This window comes from Kitasatospora sp. NPDC057936 (assembly GCF_042887525.1).
Taxonomy (GTDB): domain Bacteria; phylum Actinomycetota; class Actinomycetes; order Streptomycetales; family Streptomycetaceae; genus Kitasatospora.
Genome location: NZ_JBHVPD010000013.1, coordinates 58,648 through 73,363, shown reverse-complemented (window position 1 = coordinate 73,363; position 14,716 = coordinate 58,648). Strand labels below are relative to the sequence as shown.

General features: G+C 72.8%; 13 protein-coding genes, 1 tRNA gene and 1 riboswitch. Of the genes, 10 read left to right on the top strand and 4 right to left on the bottom strand.

Annotated features, from left to right (window positions below; translation table 11 throughout):
* Positions 1-48: 48 nt before the first annotated feature.
* Positions 49-120, bottom strand: a tRNA-Cys gene (locus tag ACFVU9_RS09975).
* A gap of 83 nt (positions 121-203) precedes the next feature.
* Positions 204-269, top strand: a riboswitch (guanidine-III (ykkC-III) riboswitch).
* A gap of 45 nt (positions 270-314) precedes the next feature.
* Between ACFVU9_RS09975 and ACFVU9_RS09970 the strand changes: the two genes are divergently transcribed.
* Entirely contained in the window at positions 315-629 is a 315-nt protein-coding gene (locus ACFVU9_RS09970; RefSeq protein ID WP_359960387.1) for an SMR family transporter, read from the top strand.
* Positions 630-735: 106 nt separating this feature from the next.
* The gene (locus ACFVU9_RS09965; protein ID WP_380435109.1) at positions 736-2,172 is read left to right on the top strand and encodes an MFS transporter; all 1,437 of its coding nucleotides are present in this window, start codon (positions 736-738) and stop codon (positions 2,170-2,172) included.
* Positions 2,173-2,175: 3 nt separating this feature from the next.
* On the opposite strand, the gene ACFVU9_RS09960 is transcribed toward ACFVU9_RS09965, so the two are convergent.
* Positions 2,176-3,477, bottom strand: coding sequence for a hypothetical protein (locus ACFVU9_RS09960; RefSeq protein ID WP_387591794.1), 1,302 nt, complete (start codon positions 3,475-3,477; stop codon positions 2,176-2,178).
* A 461-nt stretch (positions 3,478-3,938) separates the two neighbouring features.
* Between ACFVU9_RS09960 and ACFVU9_RS09955 the strand changes: the two genes are divergently transcribed.
* From ACFVU9_RS09955 to ACFVU9_RS09945, 3 genes are read left to right on the top strand one after another with little or no spacing between them, the layout of a single operon-like run.
* Positions 3,939-4,526 (top strand): class F sortase, encoded by a 588-nt coding sequence (locus tag ACFVU9_RS09955; protein WP_380435292.1) that lies wholly within the window; start codon positions 3,939-3,941, stop codon positions 4,524-4,526.
* Positions 4,523-5,848 (top strand): alpha/beta hydrolase, encoded by a 1,326-nt coding sequence (locus tag ACFVU9_RS09950; protein WP_387591791.1) that lies wholly within the window; start codon positions 4,523-4,525, stop codon positions 5,846-5,848. The genes ACFVU9_RS09955 and ACFVU9_RS09950 overlap by 4 nt, the downstream gene beginning before the upstream one ends.
* Entirely contained in the window at positions 5,845-8,397 is a 2,553-nt protein-coding gene (locus ACFVU9_RS09945; protein WP_380491222.1) for a rhomboid family intramembrane serine protease, read from the top strand. Before ACFVU9_RS09950 ends, ACFVU9_RS09945 begins: the two co-directional genes overlap by 4 nt.
* A gap of 65 nt (positions 8,398-8,462) precedes the next feature.
* Here ACFVU9_RS09945 and ACFVU9_RS09940 read toward each other — a convergent pair whose 3' ends face one another.
* Positions 8,463-8,909 (bottom strand): SsgA family sporulation/cell division regulator, encoded by a 447-nt coding sequence (locus ACFVU9_RS09940; protein WP_380435113.1) that lies wholly within the window; start codon positions 8,907-8,909, stop codon positions 8,463-8,465.
* Positions 8,910-9,217: 308 nt separating this feature from the next.
* Between ACFVU9_RS09940 and ACFVU9_RS09935 the strand changes: the two genes are divergently transcribed.
* The 5 genes from ACFVU9_RS09935 (at position 9,218) to ACFVU9_RS09915 (ending at position 13,949) form a co-directional block, all read left to right on the top strand.
* Complete coding sequence (locus ACFVU9_RS09935) at positions 9,218-11,050, top strand: DEAD/DEAH box helicase (RefSeq protein ID WP_380491456.1); 1,833 nt, start codon at positions 9,218-9,220, stop codon at positions 11,048-11,050.
* A 272-nt stretch (positions 11,051-11,322) separates the two neighbouring features.
* Positions 11,323-11,610, top strand: coding sequence for a TM2 domain-containing protein (locus tag ACFVU9_RS09930; protein ID WP_380435114.1), 288 nt, complete (start codon positions 11,323-11,325; stop codon positions 11,608-11,610).
* A gap of 2 nt (positions 11,611-11,612) precedes the next feature.
* A complete protein-coding gene (locus tag ACFVU9_RS09925; protein ID WP_380435115.1) occupies positions 11,613-12,050 on the top strand; it encodes a DUF2752 domain-containing protein in 438 nt (145 codons plus the stop codon).
* Between the two features lie 403 nt (positions 12,051-12,453).
* Positions 12,454-13,104 carry a helix-turn-helix domain-containing protein gene (locus ACFVU9_RS09920; RefSeq protein ID WP_359960406.1) on the top strand — a complete coding sequence of 217 codons (651 nt, stop codon included), beginning with the start codon at positions 12,454-12,456 and terminating at the stop codon, positions 13,102-13,104.
* Positions 13,105-13,142: 38 nt separating this feature from the next.
* Positions 13,143-13,949: a S16 family serine protease gene (locus tag ACFVU9_RS09915; protein WP_380435116.1), complete on the top strand. Its 807-nt coding sequence runs from the start codon at positions 13,143-13,145 to the stop codon at positions 13,947-13,949.
* Positions 13,950-13,967: 18 nt separating this feature from the next.
* Here ACFVU9_RS09915 and ACFVU9_RS09910 read toward each other — a convergent pair whose 3' ends face one another.
* Positions 13,968-14,429: an Lrp/AsnC family transcriptional regulator gene (locus ACFVU9_RS09910; RefSeq protein WP_218200569.1), complete on the bottom strand. Its 462-nt coding sequence runs from the start codon at positions 14,427-14,429 to the stop codon at positions 13,968-13,970.
* Positions 14,430-14,716: the final 287 nt, after the last annotated feature.

Below are 14,716 nucleotides of genomic sequence, written 5' to 3'. Positions count from 1 at the left end.
AGGAATTGCCGGTCGACTTTCGCAGTCGACCGGCAATTCCTTTTACCGAGGCCGTGACGGGATTCGAACCCGTGTGTACCGCTTTGCAGACGGTTCCCTGAGCCTCTCGGGCACACGGCCAGTGAATTCAGGATGGCGGATTCCGTGAATGGGGTCAACGCTGTTTTGTAAATTCTGTATGGCAATGTGTGCTACCGTCGGGGACAAGTGGCGTTTTCCCGCCACTCCGGACGAGCGCGTCGTACCCGGTGACGACAAGACGGCGCAGTTCAGCGGCAATCCGGCCGCTGTGGACTGCGGAGGTTCGTACCGTCATGGCCTGGCTCGTTCTGATCGTCTCGGGTGTCCTGGAAACCGTCTGGGCGGTCGCCCTGGAGTCGTCCAAGGGCTTCACCCGCCTCGTCCCCGGCCTCGTCTTCGGCGTCGCCCTGCTGCTGAGCATGGGCGGACTGGCGTACGCGATGCGCACCATCCCGATCGGCACCGGCTACGCGGTGTGGGTCGGCATCGGCGCGGTCGGCACCGCGCTCTACGGCATGGCCGTCCTGGGCGACGCGGTGACCCTGGCCCGGATCGGCTGCCTGCTGCTGATCGTCTCCGGCGTGGTCGGCCTGAAGGTGCTCCACTGACCCGGTCCCGGGGTGTGTCCCGAGGCGTGTCCTAGGTCCTGCGGCGGAGTCGACCACCGACTCCGGTCAGGGGTCCAAACACCGGACGGCCCTTACGATATTACGTATGACCACTGCCTCCCCCACCTCGGTCGACTCCGCCCCGATACCCGTCGAGAACGACCCCGGCGGCGGGGTGCTCAGCGGCCGCTACCGCGCCCTCACGCTGGGGATCGTGTCGGTGGTCCTGCTGCTCGCCTTCGAGGCGACGGCGGTCAACACCGCGATGCCGGTGGCGGCCCGGCAGCTGGACGGCCTCGGTCTGTACGCCTTCGCCTTCTCCGGCTACTTCACCACCACGCTGTTCGCCCTGGTCGTCTCCGGCCAGTGGTGCGACCGGCGCGGCCCGCTGCAACCGCTGTTCACCGGCATCGCGGTGTTCGGCGCGGGCCTGGTGGTGGCCGGGACGGCGCCGGGGATGTGGCTGTTCGTGGCCGGGCGGGCGGTCCAGGGCCTGGGCGGCGGGCTGGTGATCGTCGCGCTGTACGTCGTGGTCGGCCGGGCCTACCCGGAACGGCTGCGGCCCTCCGTGTTCGCGGCCTTCTCCTCGGCCTGGGTGCTCCCCTCGATCGTCGGACCGGTCGTCTCCGGAGCCGTCACCCAGCACCTGGGGTGGCGCTGGGTGTTCCTGGCCGTGCCGGCGCTGATCCTGCTGCCGCTCGCGGTGATGGGTCCGGCGCTGGCCCGGTCGGAGCGCGAGCACCCCGTGCCGAAGGGCGCGGAGTTCGACCGCCGCCGCACCGTGCTGGCCGCGATGGCGGCGCTCGGCGCCGGCCTGCTGCAGTACGCGGGCCAGCGGCTGGACCCGATCGGGCTGCTCCCGGCGGCGGCCGGTGCGGCGCTGCTGCTGCCGGCGGTGCTCGGGCTGCTGCCCGAGGGCACGCTGCGGGCCGGGCGCGGTCTGCCGACGGTGATCCTGCTGCGCGGCGTGGCCGCCGGGGCGTTCTTCGCGGCGGAGGCGTTCATCCCGCTGATGATGGTCACCCAGCGCGGCCTGTCGCCGACGCTGGCCGGGCTCACGCTGACCAGCGGCGGGCTGTCCTGGGCGCTGGGCTCGTGGCTGCAGGGCCGTCCGGGCGCCGAGCGCCACCGCGAGGCGATGATCCGGGGCGGGTTCGTGCTGACCGCGGTGGCGATCGCGGGGGCGGCGCTGGTGCTGGTCCCGGCCGTGCCGGTCTGGGCGGCGGCGGTGGCCTGGGGCGTCGGCGGCATCGGGATGGGGCTGACGGTCGCGAGCGTCAGCGTGCTGATGATGAAGCTGTCCGCGCCGCAGGACGCCGGGGCCAACTCGGCCTCGCTGCAGATGAGCGACGCGCTCGGCAACGTCCTGCTGGTGGGCCTCGCCGGGGTGCTCTTCTCGGCGCTGGGCGGCGGTTCGGTGGCGGTCGCCCACGGGAACGCCGAAGGCGCCGGGTCGCCCGGCGCCTTCGCGGTGATCTTCCTGACGATGACCGGGGTGGCCCTGCTGGGGGCGCTGGTCTCCGGCCGGGTCCGCAGGGCCTGACGGTCAGCCGACGGCGGCGGCCGGGGCGGCGGCGGTGGGGGACGGCGGCGCCGCCGGGGTGCCGAGGAAGCTCTCCCAGCCGCCCGCCGGGGCCTGGCCCGGGGCGAGGGTCTGCAGCTTGCGCAGCACCGCCGGGTCCTGGGCGTCCAGCCAGTCGACCAGCTGGCGGAAGGACACCAGCCGGACCTCGGGCTTGCTCGCGATGGACTTGAAGGCGTCCTCGACGGCGTTCATGTAGATGCCGCCGTTCCACTCCTCGAAGTGGTTGCCGATGATGTACGGCGCCCGGTTGCCGTTGTAGGTGCGGTCGAAGCCCATCAGGTAGGCGTCGCGCGCCTGGGCCTGGAAGCCCGGGTAGAGCGCGGGGTCGGCCTTGGTGTTGGGGCCGCACTGGTTGAACATGATGTTGTAGTCCATCGACAGCACCTGGAAGGTGTGCCCGGGGAACGGGATGGACTGCAACGGGAGGTCCCACAGGGCGCCGCCCTGGATCTTCTGCGGCCAGACCTGGCTGCCGTTGCCGCTGCTGTCGTAGCGCCAGCCGCGCTTGACGGCGGTGGGCAGCAGGTTGCGCTGGCCCTCCAGACACGGGGTCCGGCTGCCGATCAGCTCCTTGCCGTAGTCGAACGGCAGCGCCGGCAGGTCGGTGAACCCGGTGTTCGTCCGCCAGTTCGTCACGAAGTCCATGGCCTGCTGGATCTCGCTGTCCCACTCCTCCGGGGACCACTTCCCGACGCCGGTGGAGCCGCAGAAGTGGCCGTTGAAGTGGGTGCCGATCTCGTGGCCCTCCAGCCAGGCGGCGTGGACGTTCTCCAGCGTGTCGTGGATGTGCTGGTCGCTGAGGTAGCCGATCTCGGAGGCGCCGGCCTTGTGCTGGGGCGGGCGGTAGAGGTCCTTCTTGGACTCCGGCAGCAGGTAGAGGCCGCTGAGGAAGAAGGTCATCGACGCGTTGTGCTCCTGCGCCAGCCGGCGGAAGCGGGCGAACAGGCCGTTGTCGAGCTCGCCGGCGCCGTCCCAGGAGAAGACGACGAACTGCGGCGGGCGCTCGCCCGGCTTGAGCCGGTCGGGGACGGGCTGGCGGGGCTGGGCGCCGGTGTCGGAGGTGGAGCCGTCGCCGATCAGCACGACCTGCGGCTTGGCCGGTGCCGGGGCCGGGGTGGCGGGCGGCTCGGTGGTCCCGGCGGGGGCCGGGGTTCCCGTCGCGTGCTCTCCGCCGCCGGCGGCGGTGGTCCCGCAGCCCGCCACCAGGGCGGCGGCGCCGGCCGCGCCGGCGGCCAGCAGGGTGCGACGGGATAGGGAGTCCATGGTCACTCCGTTCATGAGGCGTTCGGCAGGCGTGCAGGCATGCGAAAGTCCGGTCGGACAAGTGGGGTGATAGAACCCGTGACCGGGTCAGCATGGCATGCGAACGCATTCGGTCTGCGAGTCGCCACGTACGGTCTCAAGTGATCGCCCGATGGATGCAACCGGACGGACTCGCTCCGTCGTCGATGGTGTGCGAGGTCGGACCCGCCGTGCCTGGGTGAGGCGGTACCTCGTCGCGCTCCGTGACGGAGCCACCACTCGGCGTACGGGTGACGGCCCTGACCCTGCCGTTTGGGGGGGATTGGTATGACCATCGTATGGACGTGCCTTAGGGTCCCGTCCGGTTCAATTGGTTCCCAGGAAACTCCCAGGAATCGGGAAGTCGTCGGCAGAGGGGAGCGCCCGTGGGCGCCCAACAGCGCAGGAGCCCGTGGCCGGGCACCATCGCGGCCGGTGCCGCGATGGTCCTCGGCGCCTGGCTGCTGCACGACGGCGGCCCCGGTGAGCTCCCTCCCGCGCCCGGCGCCGGGCAGTCCCTGAGCGGGTTCGCCCCGGTCTCGGTCGTCCCGCCGCTCGGCCCGTCCGTGCCGACCCGGATCCGGATCCCCGCCGTCAAGCTCGACGCCCCGGTCACCGGTCTCGGCCTGGAGGCCGACGGCCGGCTCCAGGCGCCGCCCGCGGCGGACCGCAACCTCGCCGGCTGGTACCGCGGCGGGGCGACCCCGGGCCAGCGGGGGACCGCCATCGTCGCGGGCCACGTGGACAACAAGAGCGGCCCGGCCGTCTTCTACCATCTGGGTGCTCTCCACCGCGGTGACCGGATCGAATTCGTCCGCGCGGACGGCGCCACCGCCGTCTACCAGCTTTACGCCATCGAAGTGCACGACCGAAAGGACTTCCCGGACGACCGGGTGTACGGACAGGCCGCCGACGCGCAGCTGCGGGTGATCACCTGCGGCGGTGCGTACAGCGAGGAACACGGCTACGAAGGCAATGTCGTGGCCTACGGTTTCCTGGCCGACACCACCCGGCCGGGGAAAGCGGCATGACCCCGATCACCCTCGCCAACCGCTGGAACCCACTCGACTGGCCGCTGACGCACGGCCCGATCCCGTACGCCGTGCTGGCCGCGGGCTGGGGTGCGCTGCTCGTGCTCGCCGTCGCCCGCAACCGCTCGTGGTGGAGCTTCCGGCTGCCGGCCGCGCTGTTCACCGCGGCGGGGATCAGCCTGCTGCTGGGCGTGGTCGTCGACGACTGGTGGCACCCCTTCCCGGAGGGCACCCCGGACTACGTCACGTGGTGGATCGCCGTCGCCCTGGTGGGCTTCTGCCTGGTCGGCTACCGCTTCCGCGGGATCTCCTGGCGGCGCCGCGGGCTCGTGCTCGGCCTCGGCTCGCTGGTGCTGCTGATGTCCGCGTCGCAGATCAACATCGGCTTCGGCCAGTACCCGAACGGCAAGATCATGCTGGCGCCGTTCCTCACCGACACCGGGGCGAAGATCGCCCCGAAGGTCGCCGAGACCGCGAGCGCGCCGCCGGACAAGGCGCTCTCGGAGGTCTGGACGCGCCCGCCCGGCCTGCCCGCCAAGGGCACCGTCTCGCAGGTGTACATACCCGGGGCCAAGTCCGGCTTCGTCGGCCGCAGCGCCTACGTCTACCTGCCGCCCGCCTACCAGGCCAGCCCGCGGCCGCTGCTGCCGGTGCTCGTGCTGATCACCGGTCAGCCCGGAACGCCCGGGGACTGGGTGCTCAACGCCCAGGTGAACGAGTCGCTGGACGCGTTCGCGGCGGAGCACGGCGGCCTCGCACCGATCGTCGTGATGCCCGACCAGCTGGGCTCTACCTGGGGGAACACGCTCTGCATGGACTCGAAGATCGCGAAGGCGCAGACCTACCTCGCCGCCGACGTCCCCGACTGGATCGACAAGCACCTGCAGACCGCCAAGGGCCGGGGGTCCTGGGCCGTGGGCGGCGCCTCGATGGGCGGCACCTGCGCCCTCCAGCTCGGCATCAACGCGCCCGACGTCTACGGCACCGTCCTCGACATGTCCGGCCAGGAGGAGCCCACCCTGGGCACCCGGGACGAGACCGTCAGGAAGGCCTTCGGCGGTGACCAGGCCAAGTTCGAGGCCGTCGACCCGCTCTCGGTGATGGCCCACCGCAAGTTCCCCGACACCAACGTCGCGATCGTCGTCGGCCGCTGGGACAACGACTTCCGGTCGGGAATGGAGAAGGTCTACCAAGCCGTCCAGACGGCGGGTATGAAGGCCAAGTTCGACCTGGTCCAGGGCGGGCACGGCTGGGGGGCCTGGCGGATCGGCATCGCCGAGCAGCTGCCCTGGATCGCCCGCCAGACCGGGCTGCTCAAGTGAGCCGCACCCAGGCGGCCGCAGCCGTCGTCGCCAGGCCGGAGGTGGTCGTGGACCAGGAGCCGGTCACCCGTACGCCCGTCACCCGCACCCCGGAGCCGCGGCCGCAGCGCGTGCGCCGGACCGCCCGGCTGGTCGGTGCTCGGCTGCGCTCGGCCCCGCTCACGATGGGGGCGCTCGTCGTCCTGTGGGGCGTCGGCGCGGCCACCGGGAGCCTGTCCGGCGGGCCGTCGGGCCGCGTGCTCCGGCAGGCCGGGACCGGCGTGCAGACGCTCTCCGAGGGCCGCTGGTGGACGCCGTTCACCTCGCTGTTCTGGTGCGCCGGGATCGGCGCGTACGTGTTCACCAGCCTGCTGCTGCTGCTCGTCGGCCCGGCCGCCGAGCGGCGGCTCGGCCGGTGGCGCACCCTCGGGGTGCTGGTCGTGGGGCAGGCCGCGGGCACCCTGCTCGGCACCGCGCTGGTCGCGGCCGGCTCCCGGGCCGGCGAGCAGTGGACCGACTCGGTGGTCGACCAGGTCGCGATCGGCCCCGGCCCCGGCCTGTTCGCCCTGGCCGCGGTGCTCGGCTACCGGCTCACCGTCCTGTGGCGCCGCCGGATGCACCTGCTGGTGCTGCTCGTGCCGCTGGTCATGACGCTGTACGTCGGTCACCTGCAGAGCGTCCAGCGGTGCGCCGCCGCGCTGCTCGGGCTCGGCGCGGGCGCGCTGCTCACCCGCGGGCGGCTGCTGCTGCGCACCCACCGCTCCTCGCACACCGAGACCCGGGTGCTGGTGGCGCTGTGCCTGGTCGCCGCCGCCTTCGGCCCGCTGATCGCCTCGCTGTACGACAACGCGGCCGGGCCGTTCAACACCTTCTCCGAGCTGTACTTCTCACACCGGCTCAGCCCCGAGGAGGTCGCCGACTTCTGCGCGATGTCGGTGCACGACTGCGCCCGCGCGCACGCCGTCGAGCGGATCTTCGACACGCCGGGCCGGCTGATGGCGGCGCTGTTCCCGGCGCTGCTGCTGGTGCTCGCCGAGGGGCTGCGCCGCGGGCTGCGGTTCGCCTGGCGGATCACCGTCGTCACCGAACTGCTGTGGGTGGCGCTGCTGGTGTGGCTGTACAACGACTCCGGGCCGGACGCCGGGGACGTGATCCAGTACTTCGTCGAGGCGCTGCTGCTGCCGCTGCTGACCACGGCCCTGCTGCTCGCCACCCGCCAGCGGTTCCGGCTGCGGCTGGCGGGCCGGGCGGTCCGCCGGCTGGCGGTCGTCCTGGGCGGCGCCGCGCTCGCGGCCGCTGCGGCGTACACGGTCCTCGGGGTGCTGGTCGCCGGCCAGTTCGAGCCGGGGGCCACGTTCCGCGGGCTGGTGCACGGCCTGCCCGCGCAGTTCCTGCCGCCCGCCTACAACGACCTGCTGCCGGACTACCCGATCGCGGTCGGCCCGGTGGCGCGGTTCCTGGAGACGTACTGCGGGCTGGCGTTCTGGGCGGTCGCGCTGACCGCGCTGCTGCTGGCCTTCCGCCGGCCGGTGGTCCACACGGACGCCGCGGCCGCGGAGCGGGCCCGCGCGCTGCTGACCGCGCACGGCGGCGGGACGCTGTCCTTCATCACCACGTGGGACGGCAACCACTACTGGTTCGACGAGGAGGGCCGGGCGGCCGTCGCCTACCGGGTGCTCAACACGGTGGCGCTGACCACCGGGGACCCGTTCGGCGAGCCCGCGGCCCGCGCCGGGGCGGTGGCCGGCTTCGCGCGCTACTGCGACGCGCGCGGCTGGACCCCGTGCTTCTACAGCGTCTCCCGGGACACCAGGGCCGCCGCCGAGCAGCTCGGCTGGCGCTCGGTACAGGTCGCCGAGGACACCGTGGTCGCGCTGCCCGAGCTGGCCTTCACCGGCCGCAAGTGGCAGGACATCCGCACGGCCCTCAACAAGGCGGGCAAGCAGGGCATCACCGCCGAGTGGTGGGCCTACCACGAGGCGCCGCTCGCGCTGAAGGACCAGATCCGCTCGATCTCGGAGGAGTGGGTCTCCGAGAAGGGCCTGCCCGAGATGGGCTTCACGCTCGGCGGCCTGGAGGAGCTGGACGACCCCGACGTCCGGGTGCTGGTGGCGGTGGACGAGCAGGGCGTCGTGCACGGGCTGACCAGCTGGATGCCGGTGTACGAGGACGGCGTGCCGGTCGGCTGGACGCTGGACTTCATGCGCCGGCGCTCGGACGGCTTCCGCGGCGTGAACGAGTTCCTGATCGCCTCGGCCGCGCTCGGCTTCAAGGAGGAGGGCGCGCGCTTCCTGTCGCTGTCCGGCGCGCCGCTGGCCCGCTCGGGGCAGGACGAGCCCACCGGGCTGCAGCGGATGCTGGACTGGATGGGCCGGGTGCTGGAGCCGGTGTACGGGTTCCGCTCGCTGCTCGCGTTCAAGTCCAAGTTCCAGCCGGAGTACCGGCCGATGTTCATGGCCTACCCCGACCCGGCCGGGCTGCCCAGCATCACCCGGGCGATCGGCAAGGCCTACCTGCCGCACCTGACGGCGGCGCAGGGGGTCCGGCTGATGCGCCGGCTGTCGGGCTGACCGGGAGCGGTGCGGGCGGTCGCCGGCCGCGGGCGCGGGGGCGCTCGCGGACGCCGGTCCGCCGGTCAGCCGAGCAGCTCGGCGAGTGCGCGGTCGGCGTCCAGGTGCAGGTGCTCCTCGCCCTCCGGGACGAGCAGCCGGCTGCGCCACAGGAAGCGGCGCAGGTCGGCGGTGTCGAACCGGAGCAGCGCGGTGCCCTCCGGGGCCCGCAGCTCGACCATGGTGCGGCGTCCGGCGGCGGGGCGGACGTGGACGTCGCCGAGCCCGGCGGGCAGCTCCAGGCCCGCCGAGAGCAGGTGGCGGGCGAACACCCAGACGATGTCGTCGGCGGCCTCCGCGCCGTCGCGGGGGCCGTCGGCGGGCTCGTCGAGGGAGAACTCCGCGGGGAAGCCCATCCGGACGGCGAGCGGGTCCTCCGGGCGGTAGGCGAGGGTGACCCGCAGGCGGACCGAGCGGTGGAGGGTGAGGAGCAGGCGGGCCTGGACGGTCTCTTCGACGGCGCTGTGGTGCACGGCAGGGTCCTTTCGGGGGTCGGGCGGGGCCTCGGTGGGGCGGCCCCACACCGGTGAGAGCGGGGGGACGGCTTCCGCTTACGTGGTTCAGGGGGTTTTTCGGTGTGACCTGCGTCACGTCGATTTCCGGCCGTCCGCCGGCCGCGGGGCTCCCGGGCGGAGCCGGGTCGGAGCGCTGGAACGGTGCCGGGGCCGGTAGGCTGGGCGGGTTGTCCGATCGCCGCCCGACTGCGGGAGGAGGCCGCAAAACCGCCTCTGACCTGCGATGATCCCCTTCGGAGCCCGTGAGTACCGCCGCCGCCTCCTCGATGCCGCTCTTCTCCGACGTGTCGGAGCCGGACGCTCCCGTCCGGGCCGCCGGCCATGCCGCACCCGCCTCCTCGCACCACCTCTCGCCGGCCTTCCCCGGCCGTGCCCCCTGGGGTACGGCGGGCAAGCTGCGTGCCTGGCAGCAGGGGGCGCTGGACAAGTACATCGAGACGCAGCCGCGCGATTTCCTCGCGGTCGCCACCCCGGGCGCGGGGAAGACCACCTTCGCGCTCACCCTCGCCTCGTACCTGCTGCACAACCACCTCGTGCAGCAGGTGACCGTCGTCGCGCCGACCGAGCACCTGAAGAAGCAGTGGGCCGAGGCCGCCGCGCGCATAGGCATCAGGCTGGACCCGGCGTACTCGTCCGGGCCGCTCTCCCGGGACTACCACGGCATCGTGGTCACCTACGCGGGCGTCGGGGTGAACCCGATGCTGCACCGCAACCGGACCGAGGCCCGCAAGACCCTCGTGATCATGGACGAGATCCACCACGCCGGTGACTCGAAGTCCTGGGGCGAGGCCTGTTTCGAGGCCTTCGAGCCGGCCGCCCGGCGGCTCGCGCTGACCGGTACGCCGTTCCGCTCGGACACCAACCCGATCCCGTTCGTCCAGTACGAGGCGGGCGGCGACGGCATCCGCAAGTCCGTCGCCGACTACACCTACGGCTACGGGCACGCGCTCGCCGACCACGTCGTGCGCCCGGTGATCTTCCTCAGCTACAGCGGCAACATGCGCTGGCGCACCAAGTCCGGCGACGAGCTGGAGGCCCGGCTCGGCGAGCCGATGACCAAGGACCTGATCGCCCAGGCCTGGCGCACCGCGCTGGCCCCGCAGGGCGAGTGGATCCCGTCCGTCCTCCAGGCCGCCGACCGGCGGCTGACCGAGGTCCGCAAGGCCATCCCGGACGCCGGCGGGCTCGTCATCGCCACCGACCAGACGGTGGCCCGCGCCTACGCCAAGATCCTGCGCGAGATCAGCGGCGAGAAGGTCACCCTGGTGCTCTCGGACGAGGCCGAGGCGTCCAAGCGCATCTCCGACTTCTCGGCGGGCACCTCCCGCTGGATGGTCGCGGTCCGCATGGTGTCCGAGGGCGTCGACGTGCCCCGGCTGGCCGTCGGGGTGTACGCGACCTCGATCTCCACCCCGCTGTTCTTCGCCCAGGCCGTGGGCCGCTTCGTGCGCGCCCGCAAGCGCGGCGAGACGGCCTCGGTCTTCCTGCCGACCATCCCGATGCTGCTGGGCTTCGCCAACGAGATGGAGCTCCAGCGGGACCACGTGCTGGACCGCCCCAAGAAGGAGGGCGAGGGCCTGTTCGACGAGGAGGACCGGCTGCTCGCCGAGGCCGAGCGGGCCAACGACGGCCCGGACGGCGCCGGCGGCGACGAGTTCTCCTACGAGGCGATCGGCTCCGACGCGGTCTTCGACCGGGTGCTGTACAACGCCATGGAGTTCGGCATGCAGGCCCACCCGGGGAGCGAGGAGGAGGAGGACTACCTCGGCATCCCGGGCCTGCTGGAGCCGGACCAGGTGCAGATGCTGCTCCAGAAGCGTCAGCACCGCCAGATCCAGCGCAGCAAGACCAAGCCCGCCGAGGAGGCCGACCTGCTGGAGCTGCCGGCCGAGCAGCGGCCGGTCGTCACCCACCAGGAACTGCGCGAACTGCGCAAGGAGTTGAACGCCCTGGTGGCGGCCTGGCACCACCGCACCAGCCAGCCGCACGGCACGATCCACAACGAGCTGCGCCGCGAGTGCGGCGGCCCGCTGACCGCCCAGGCGACGGCGAATCAGCTGAAGGCGCGGATCGCCCGAATCCGGGAATGGGCGAAGTAACGGTACGTCAGTGGATTCCTCCCGTTCGGTAAGGGGGGAATCCGGAGCGCGGTAACGCGTTATGACATTCCGGTATAGCTGGTGGAATTGTCGGGGCGATCGGTGTGATCATCCGATAGTGTTCCGCGTGCCGCGCTGCCACCGGACCCGTCCGTGCTGCGCGCCGACCCGACCGGGCCGGCCGTCAGCGACGGTGGAACGGCGGGCACCTCACCACCCGGCAGGCGACGGATCTCGCGGTCGGGCCAGTCAGACCAAGGAGCACAGCGAACGTGTCGTACCCCCCTCAGCCCGGCCAGCCGTACCCGGGCCAGCCGTACCCCGGTCAGCCGTACCCGGGCCAGCCGGAGTACTCGGACAAGTCGAAGATCGTCGCGGGCATCCTGCAGCTCTTCCTCGGCGGGTTCGGCATCGGCCGCTTCTACACCGGTCACATCGGCATGGGCATCGCCCAGCTCCTGACCTGCGGTGGTTTCGGCTTCTGGGCCCTGATCGACGGCATCATGTTCCTGGTCAGCAACGACCGCACGGACGCCCAGGGCCGTCTGCTGCGCGGCTGACCTTGAGCACGCCACGCACGGCACGCCGCCCCGGCTCCGGCCGGGGCGGCTTCGCCGTGCCCGCGCGCCTGCGCACCGCGGGCCCGCCGCTGGCCGTGCTCCTCGGCGGCCTGGCCGGCTCGGCCTACCTGTGGTCGCGCGACCCCCACCTGCCCGGGCAGGCGCTGCCGTTCTGCCCCTGGCGCCGGATCACCGGCCTGCAGTGCCCCGGCTGCGGCGGCACCCGGATGACCTACGACCTCCTGCACGGCGACCTCGCGGCCGCGTTCCACGACAACGCGATGCTGCTGATCTCCCTCCCGCTGGTCGCCCTGATGTACGTGACCTGGCTGCGCGAGGGACTGGCCGGCCGCAGCTGGCGGCCGCCGCTCGGGCGGCGCGGCACGGCGGCGGTGCTCGGCACCGCAGTGGCCTGGACGGTGCTGCGCAACCTCTGGTGAGCGGCCCCGTGCCCGCGGCGGAAACGGCTCCCGCGGCCCGGCCCCCCGAGGCCCCCGACACTCCGGAGTGTCCGGACTTCGGACTGTGCTCGAACTAGCGGTCGGGTGGGGCGGTCGATATGCGGCCTTCTGCCCCGATTCGTTCCGGGTGCCGCAATCGATCACGACCGAATTTTGGACAACCACTTCCGTCGCGACATTTCCTTCACTACCTTTCCCACACGCTCTTCCGCCGGGTCACCCCCGAGAGACGGGCGCCGCAGGGCTCGCACGGGCGTCATGGATTCGCACCGCGATTCGCACTGCGCGACCCGAGCGCGGCCACCCCCCCATCTGCGCGCGAAACCCCGTCCCGGGCCGGCCCCTACCGGTCCGTGAGCCGCCGCGGAAAGGAATGCCCGTCGTGACAGCCGAGACCTCCCAGACCCTGGACCGTGGCGTCCGGGTGCTCAAGCTCCTCGCCGACTCCGAGCGCGGCCTCACCGTCACCGAACTGGCCGCCCGGCTGGCCGTCAACCGGACCGTCGTCTACCGGCTGCTGGCCACCCTCGAACAGCACGGACTCGTCCGCCGGGACATCGGCGGCCGGGCCCGGGTCGGCCTCGGCGTGCTGCGCCTGGCCCACCGAGTGCACCCGCTGCTGCGCGAGGCCGCCCTGCCGGCCCTGCGCAGCCTGGCCGAGGACCTCGGCGCCACCGCCCACCTCACCCTGGTGGACGGCAACGAGGCGCTCGCGGTCGCCGTCGTCGAACCGAGCTGGACGGACTTCCACGTCGCCTACCGCACCGGCCTGCGCCATCCGCTCACCGAGAGCGCCGCGGGTCGGGCGATCCTGGAGGCGCGCACCTTCCCCCACCAGCGGCGGCCCGAGCAGGGCTTCGTCATCACCCGTGCGGAGGAGCAGTCCGGGGCGTGCGGCGCCGCCGCCGCGCTGCTCGGGCTGAGCGGCGTCGAGGGCAGCGTCGGCGTGGTGATGCTGAACGGGCTGGTGCCCGAGCGGGTCGGGCCCCGGGTCGTCGAGGCCGCCACCGAGGTCGCCGACGCCCTGCGGTAGTGCCCGGGCGGGACGTCCGGTGTGTTTGGATTCCTCCTGTGTCCGACTCCAAGCTGACCAAGGCCCTGACCGCCCCGCGCACCCGTGCGCTCACGCTCTGCGGGGTGCTGGTCGCCGCGCTGTTCGGGGTGGCCGGGTTCGTCCCGCTGCCGTACACGCTGACCTGGCCCGGCGTGACCGCGGACACCCTCGGCAGCTACCACGACAAGCCCGTGCTCACCATCACCGGGGCGCCGCTGCGCACCACCGGCGGCGAGCTGCGGATGGTCACCATCTCGGCCACCAACCCGGGGGAGCGGACCACCCTCTGGCGCTCCCTGGAGGCCTGGGTCGACCCGAACGAGGCGGTGCGCCCGACCGAGTCGGTGTACCCGCAGAGCAACCCGGCCAAGGCCGAGCAGGAGACGGCGCAGCAGATGACCGAGTCGCAGGACAGCGCGACCACGGCCGCGCTCGCCTACCTGCACCTGTCGCCGGACCAGGTCAAGGTGAAGGTCGACCTCGGCGACGTGGGCGGCCCGAGCGCCGGCCAGATGCTGGCGCTCGGGATCATCGACAAGCTGGCCGGCGACGGCAAGGGCGGCGACCTCACCGGCGGGCTGACCATCGCGGGCACCGGCACCATCGACGACCAGGGCAACGTCGGGGCGGTGGGCGGCGTGCCGCTGAAGACGCAGGCGGCCGCGCGGGACGGTGCGACGGTGTTCCTGCTGCCCAAGGACGAGTGCACGGACGCCGGCGTGAACAAGCCCGCGCAGTTGCGGCTGGTGCCGGTCGGCACGCTCGCCGAGGCGGTCTCGGCGCTGGACGCGCTCAAGAGCGGCGGCAGCGTTCCGTCCTGCTGAGCGCCGACCGGGTTCCGGCTATTCGGCGGCGGCCTGGTCCACCAGCGGCAGGATGCGGTAGGGGACCGGGTTCTCCAGGGCGATCGCCGTCGAGGAGCGGACGATCCCGTCGAAGCCCACCACGCGGTCGATCACCCGCTGGAGGTCGGCGTTGGAGCGGGCCACGATCCGCACCATCATGTCCCCGGCCCCGGTGATCGTGTGCAGTTCCAGCACCTCGGGCACGCTCGCCAGGTGGGCCCGGACGTCCGCGCCCTGGCCCTGGGAGATCTCCAGGGTCGCGAAGGCCGTCACCGGGTAGCCCAGCGCGGCCGGGTCCACCTCGGGGCCGAAGCCGCCGATCACGCCCTTGGCCTGGAGCCGGTCCAGCCGGGCCTGCACGGTGCCGCGGGCCACCTGGAGGCGGCGCGAGCACTCCAGCACGCCGATCCGGGGCTCCTCGGCGAGCAGGCGGATCAGCCGGCCGTCCAGCGCGTCGATCGCGTCGTTCGTGCCGCCGGCCGGGCCGGCCGCGGGCGCGGTGGCGGGGGCGGACGCGGTGGCGGAAGGGCCCTGTGGGGTGGGGGAGTTGGGCGAGCCGGGCGAGCTCGGGGAGTGGTCGGGGGGCATCGCGGCTCCGTCCTCCGGTGGGCATTCTGTACAGCGGTGCGGCCGATTCTCCCGCCCCGGCGCACAGCTTGACCAGGATGAAACGGAACAGTTGCGCGCAGGTCGGCCCGGCGCCACCCTCCAGCCACGAACCCGTGCCGCCGGGCCCCACACCGGCG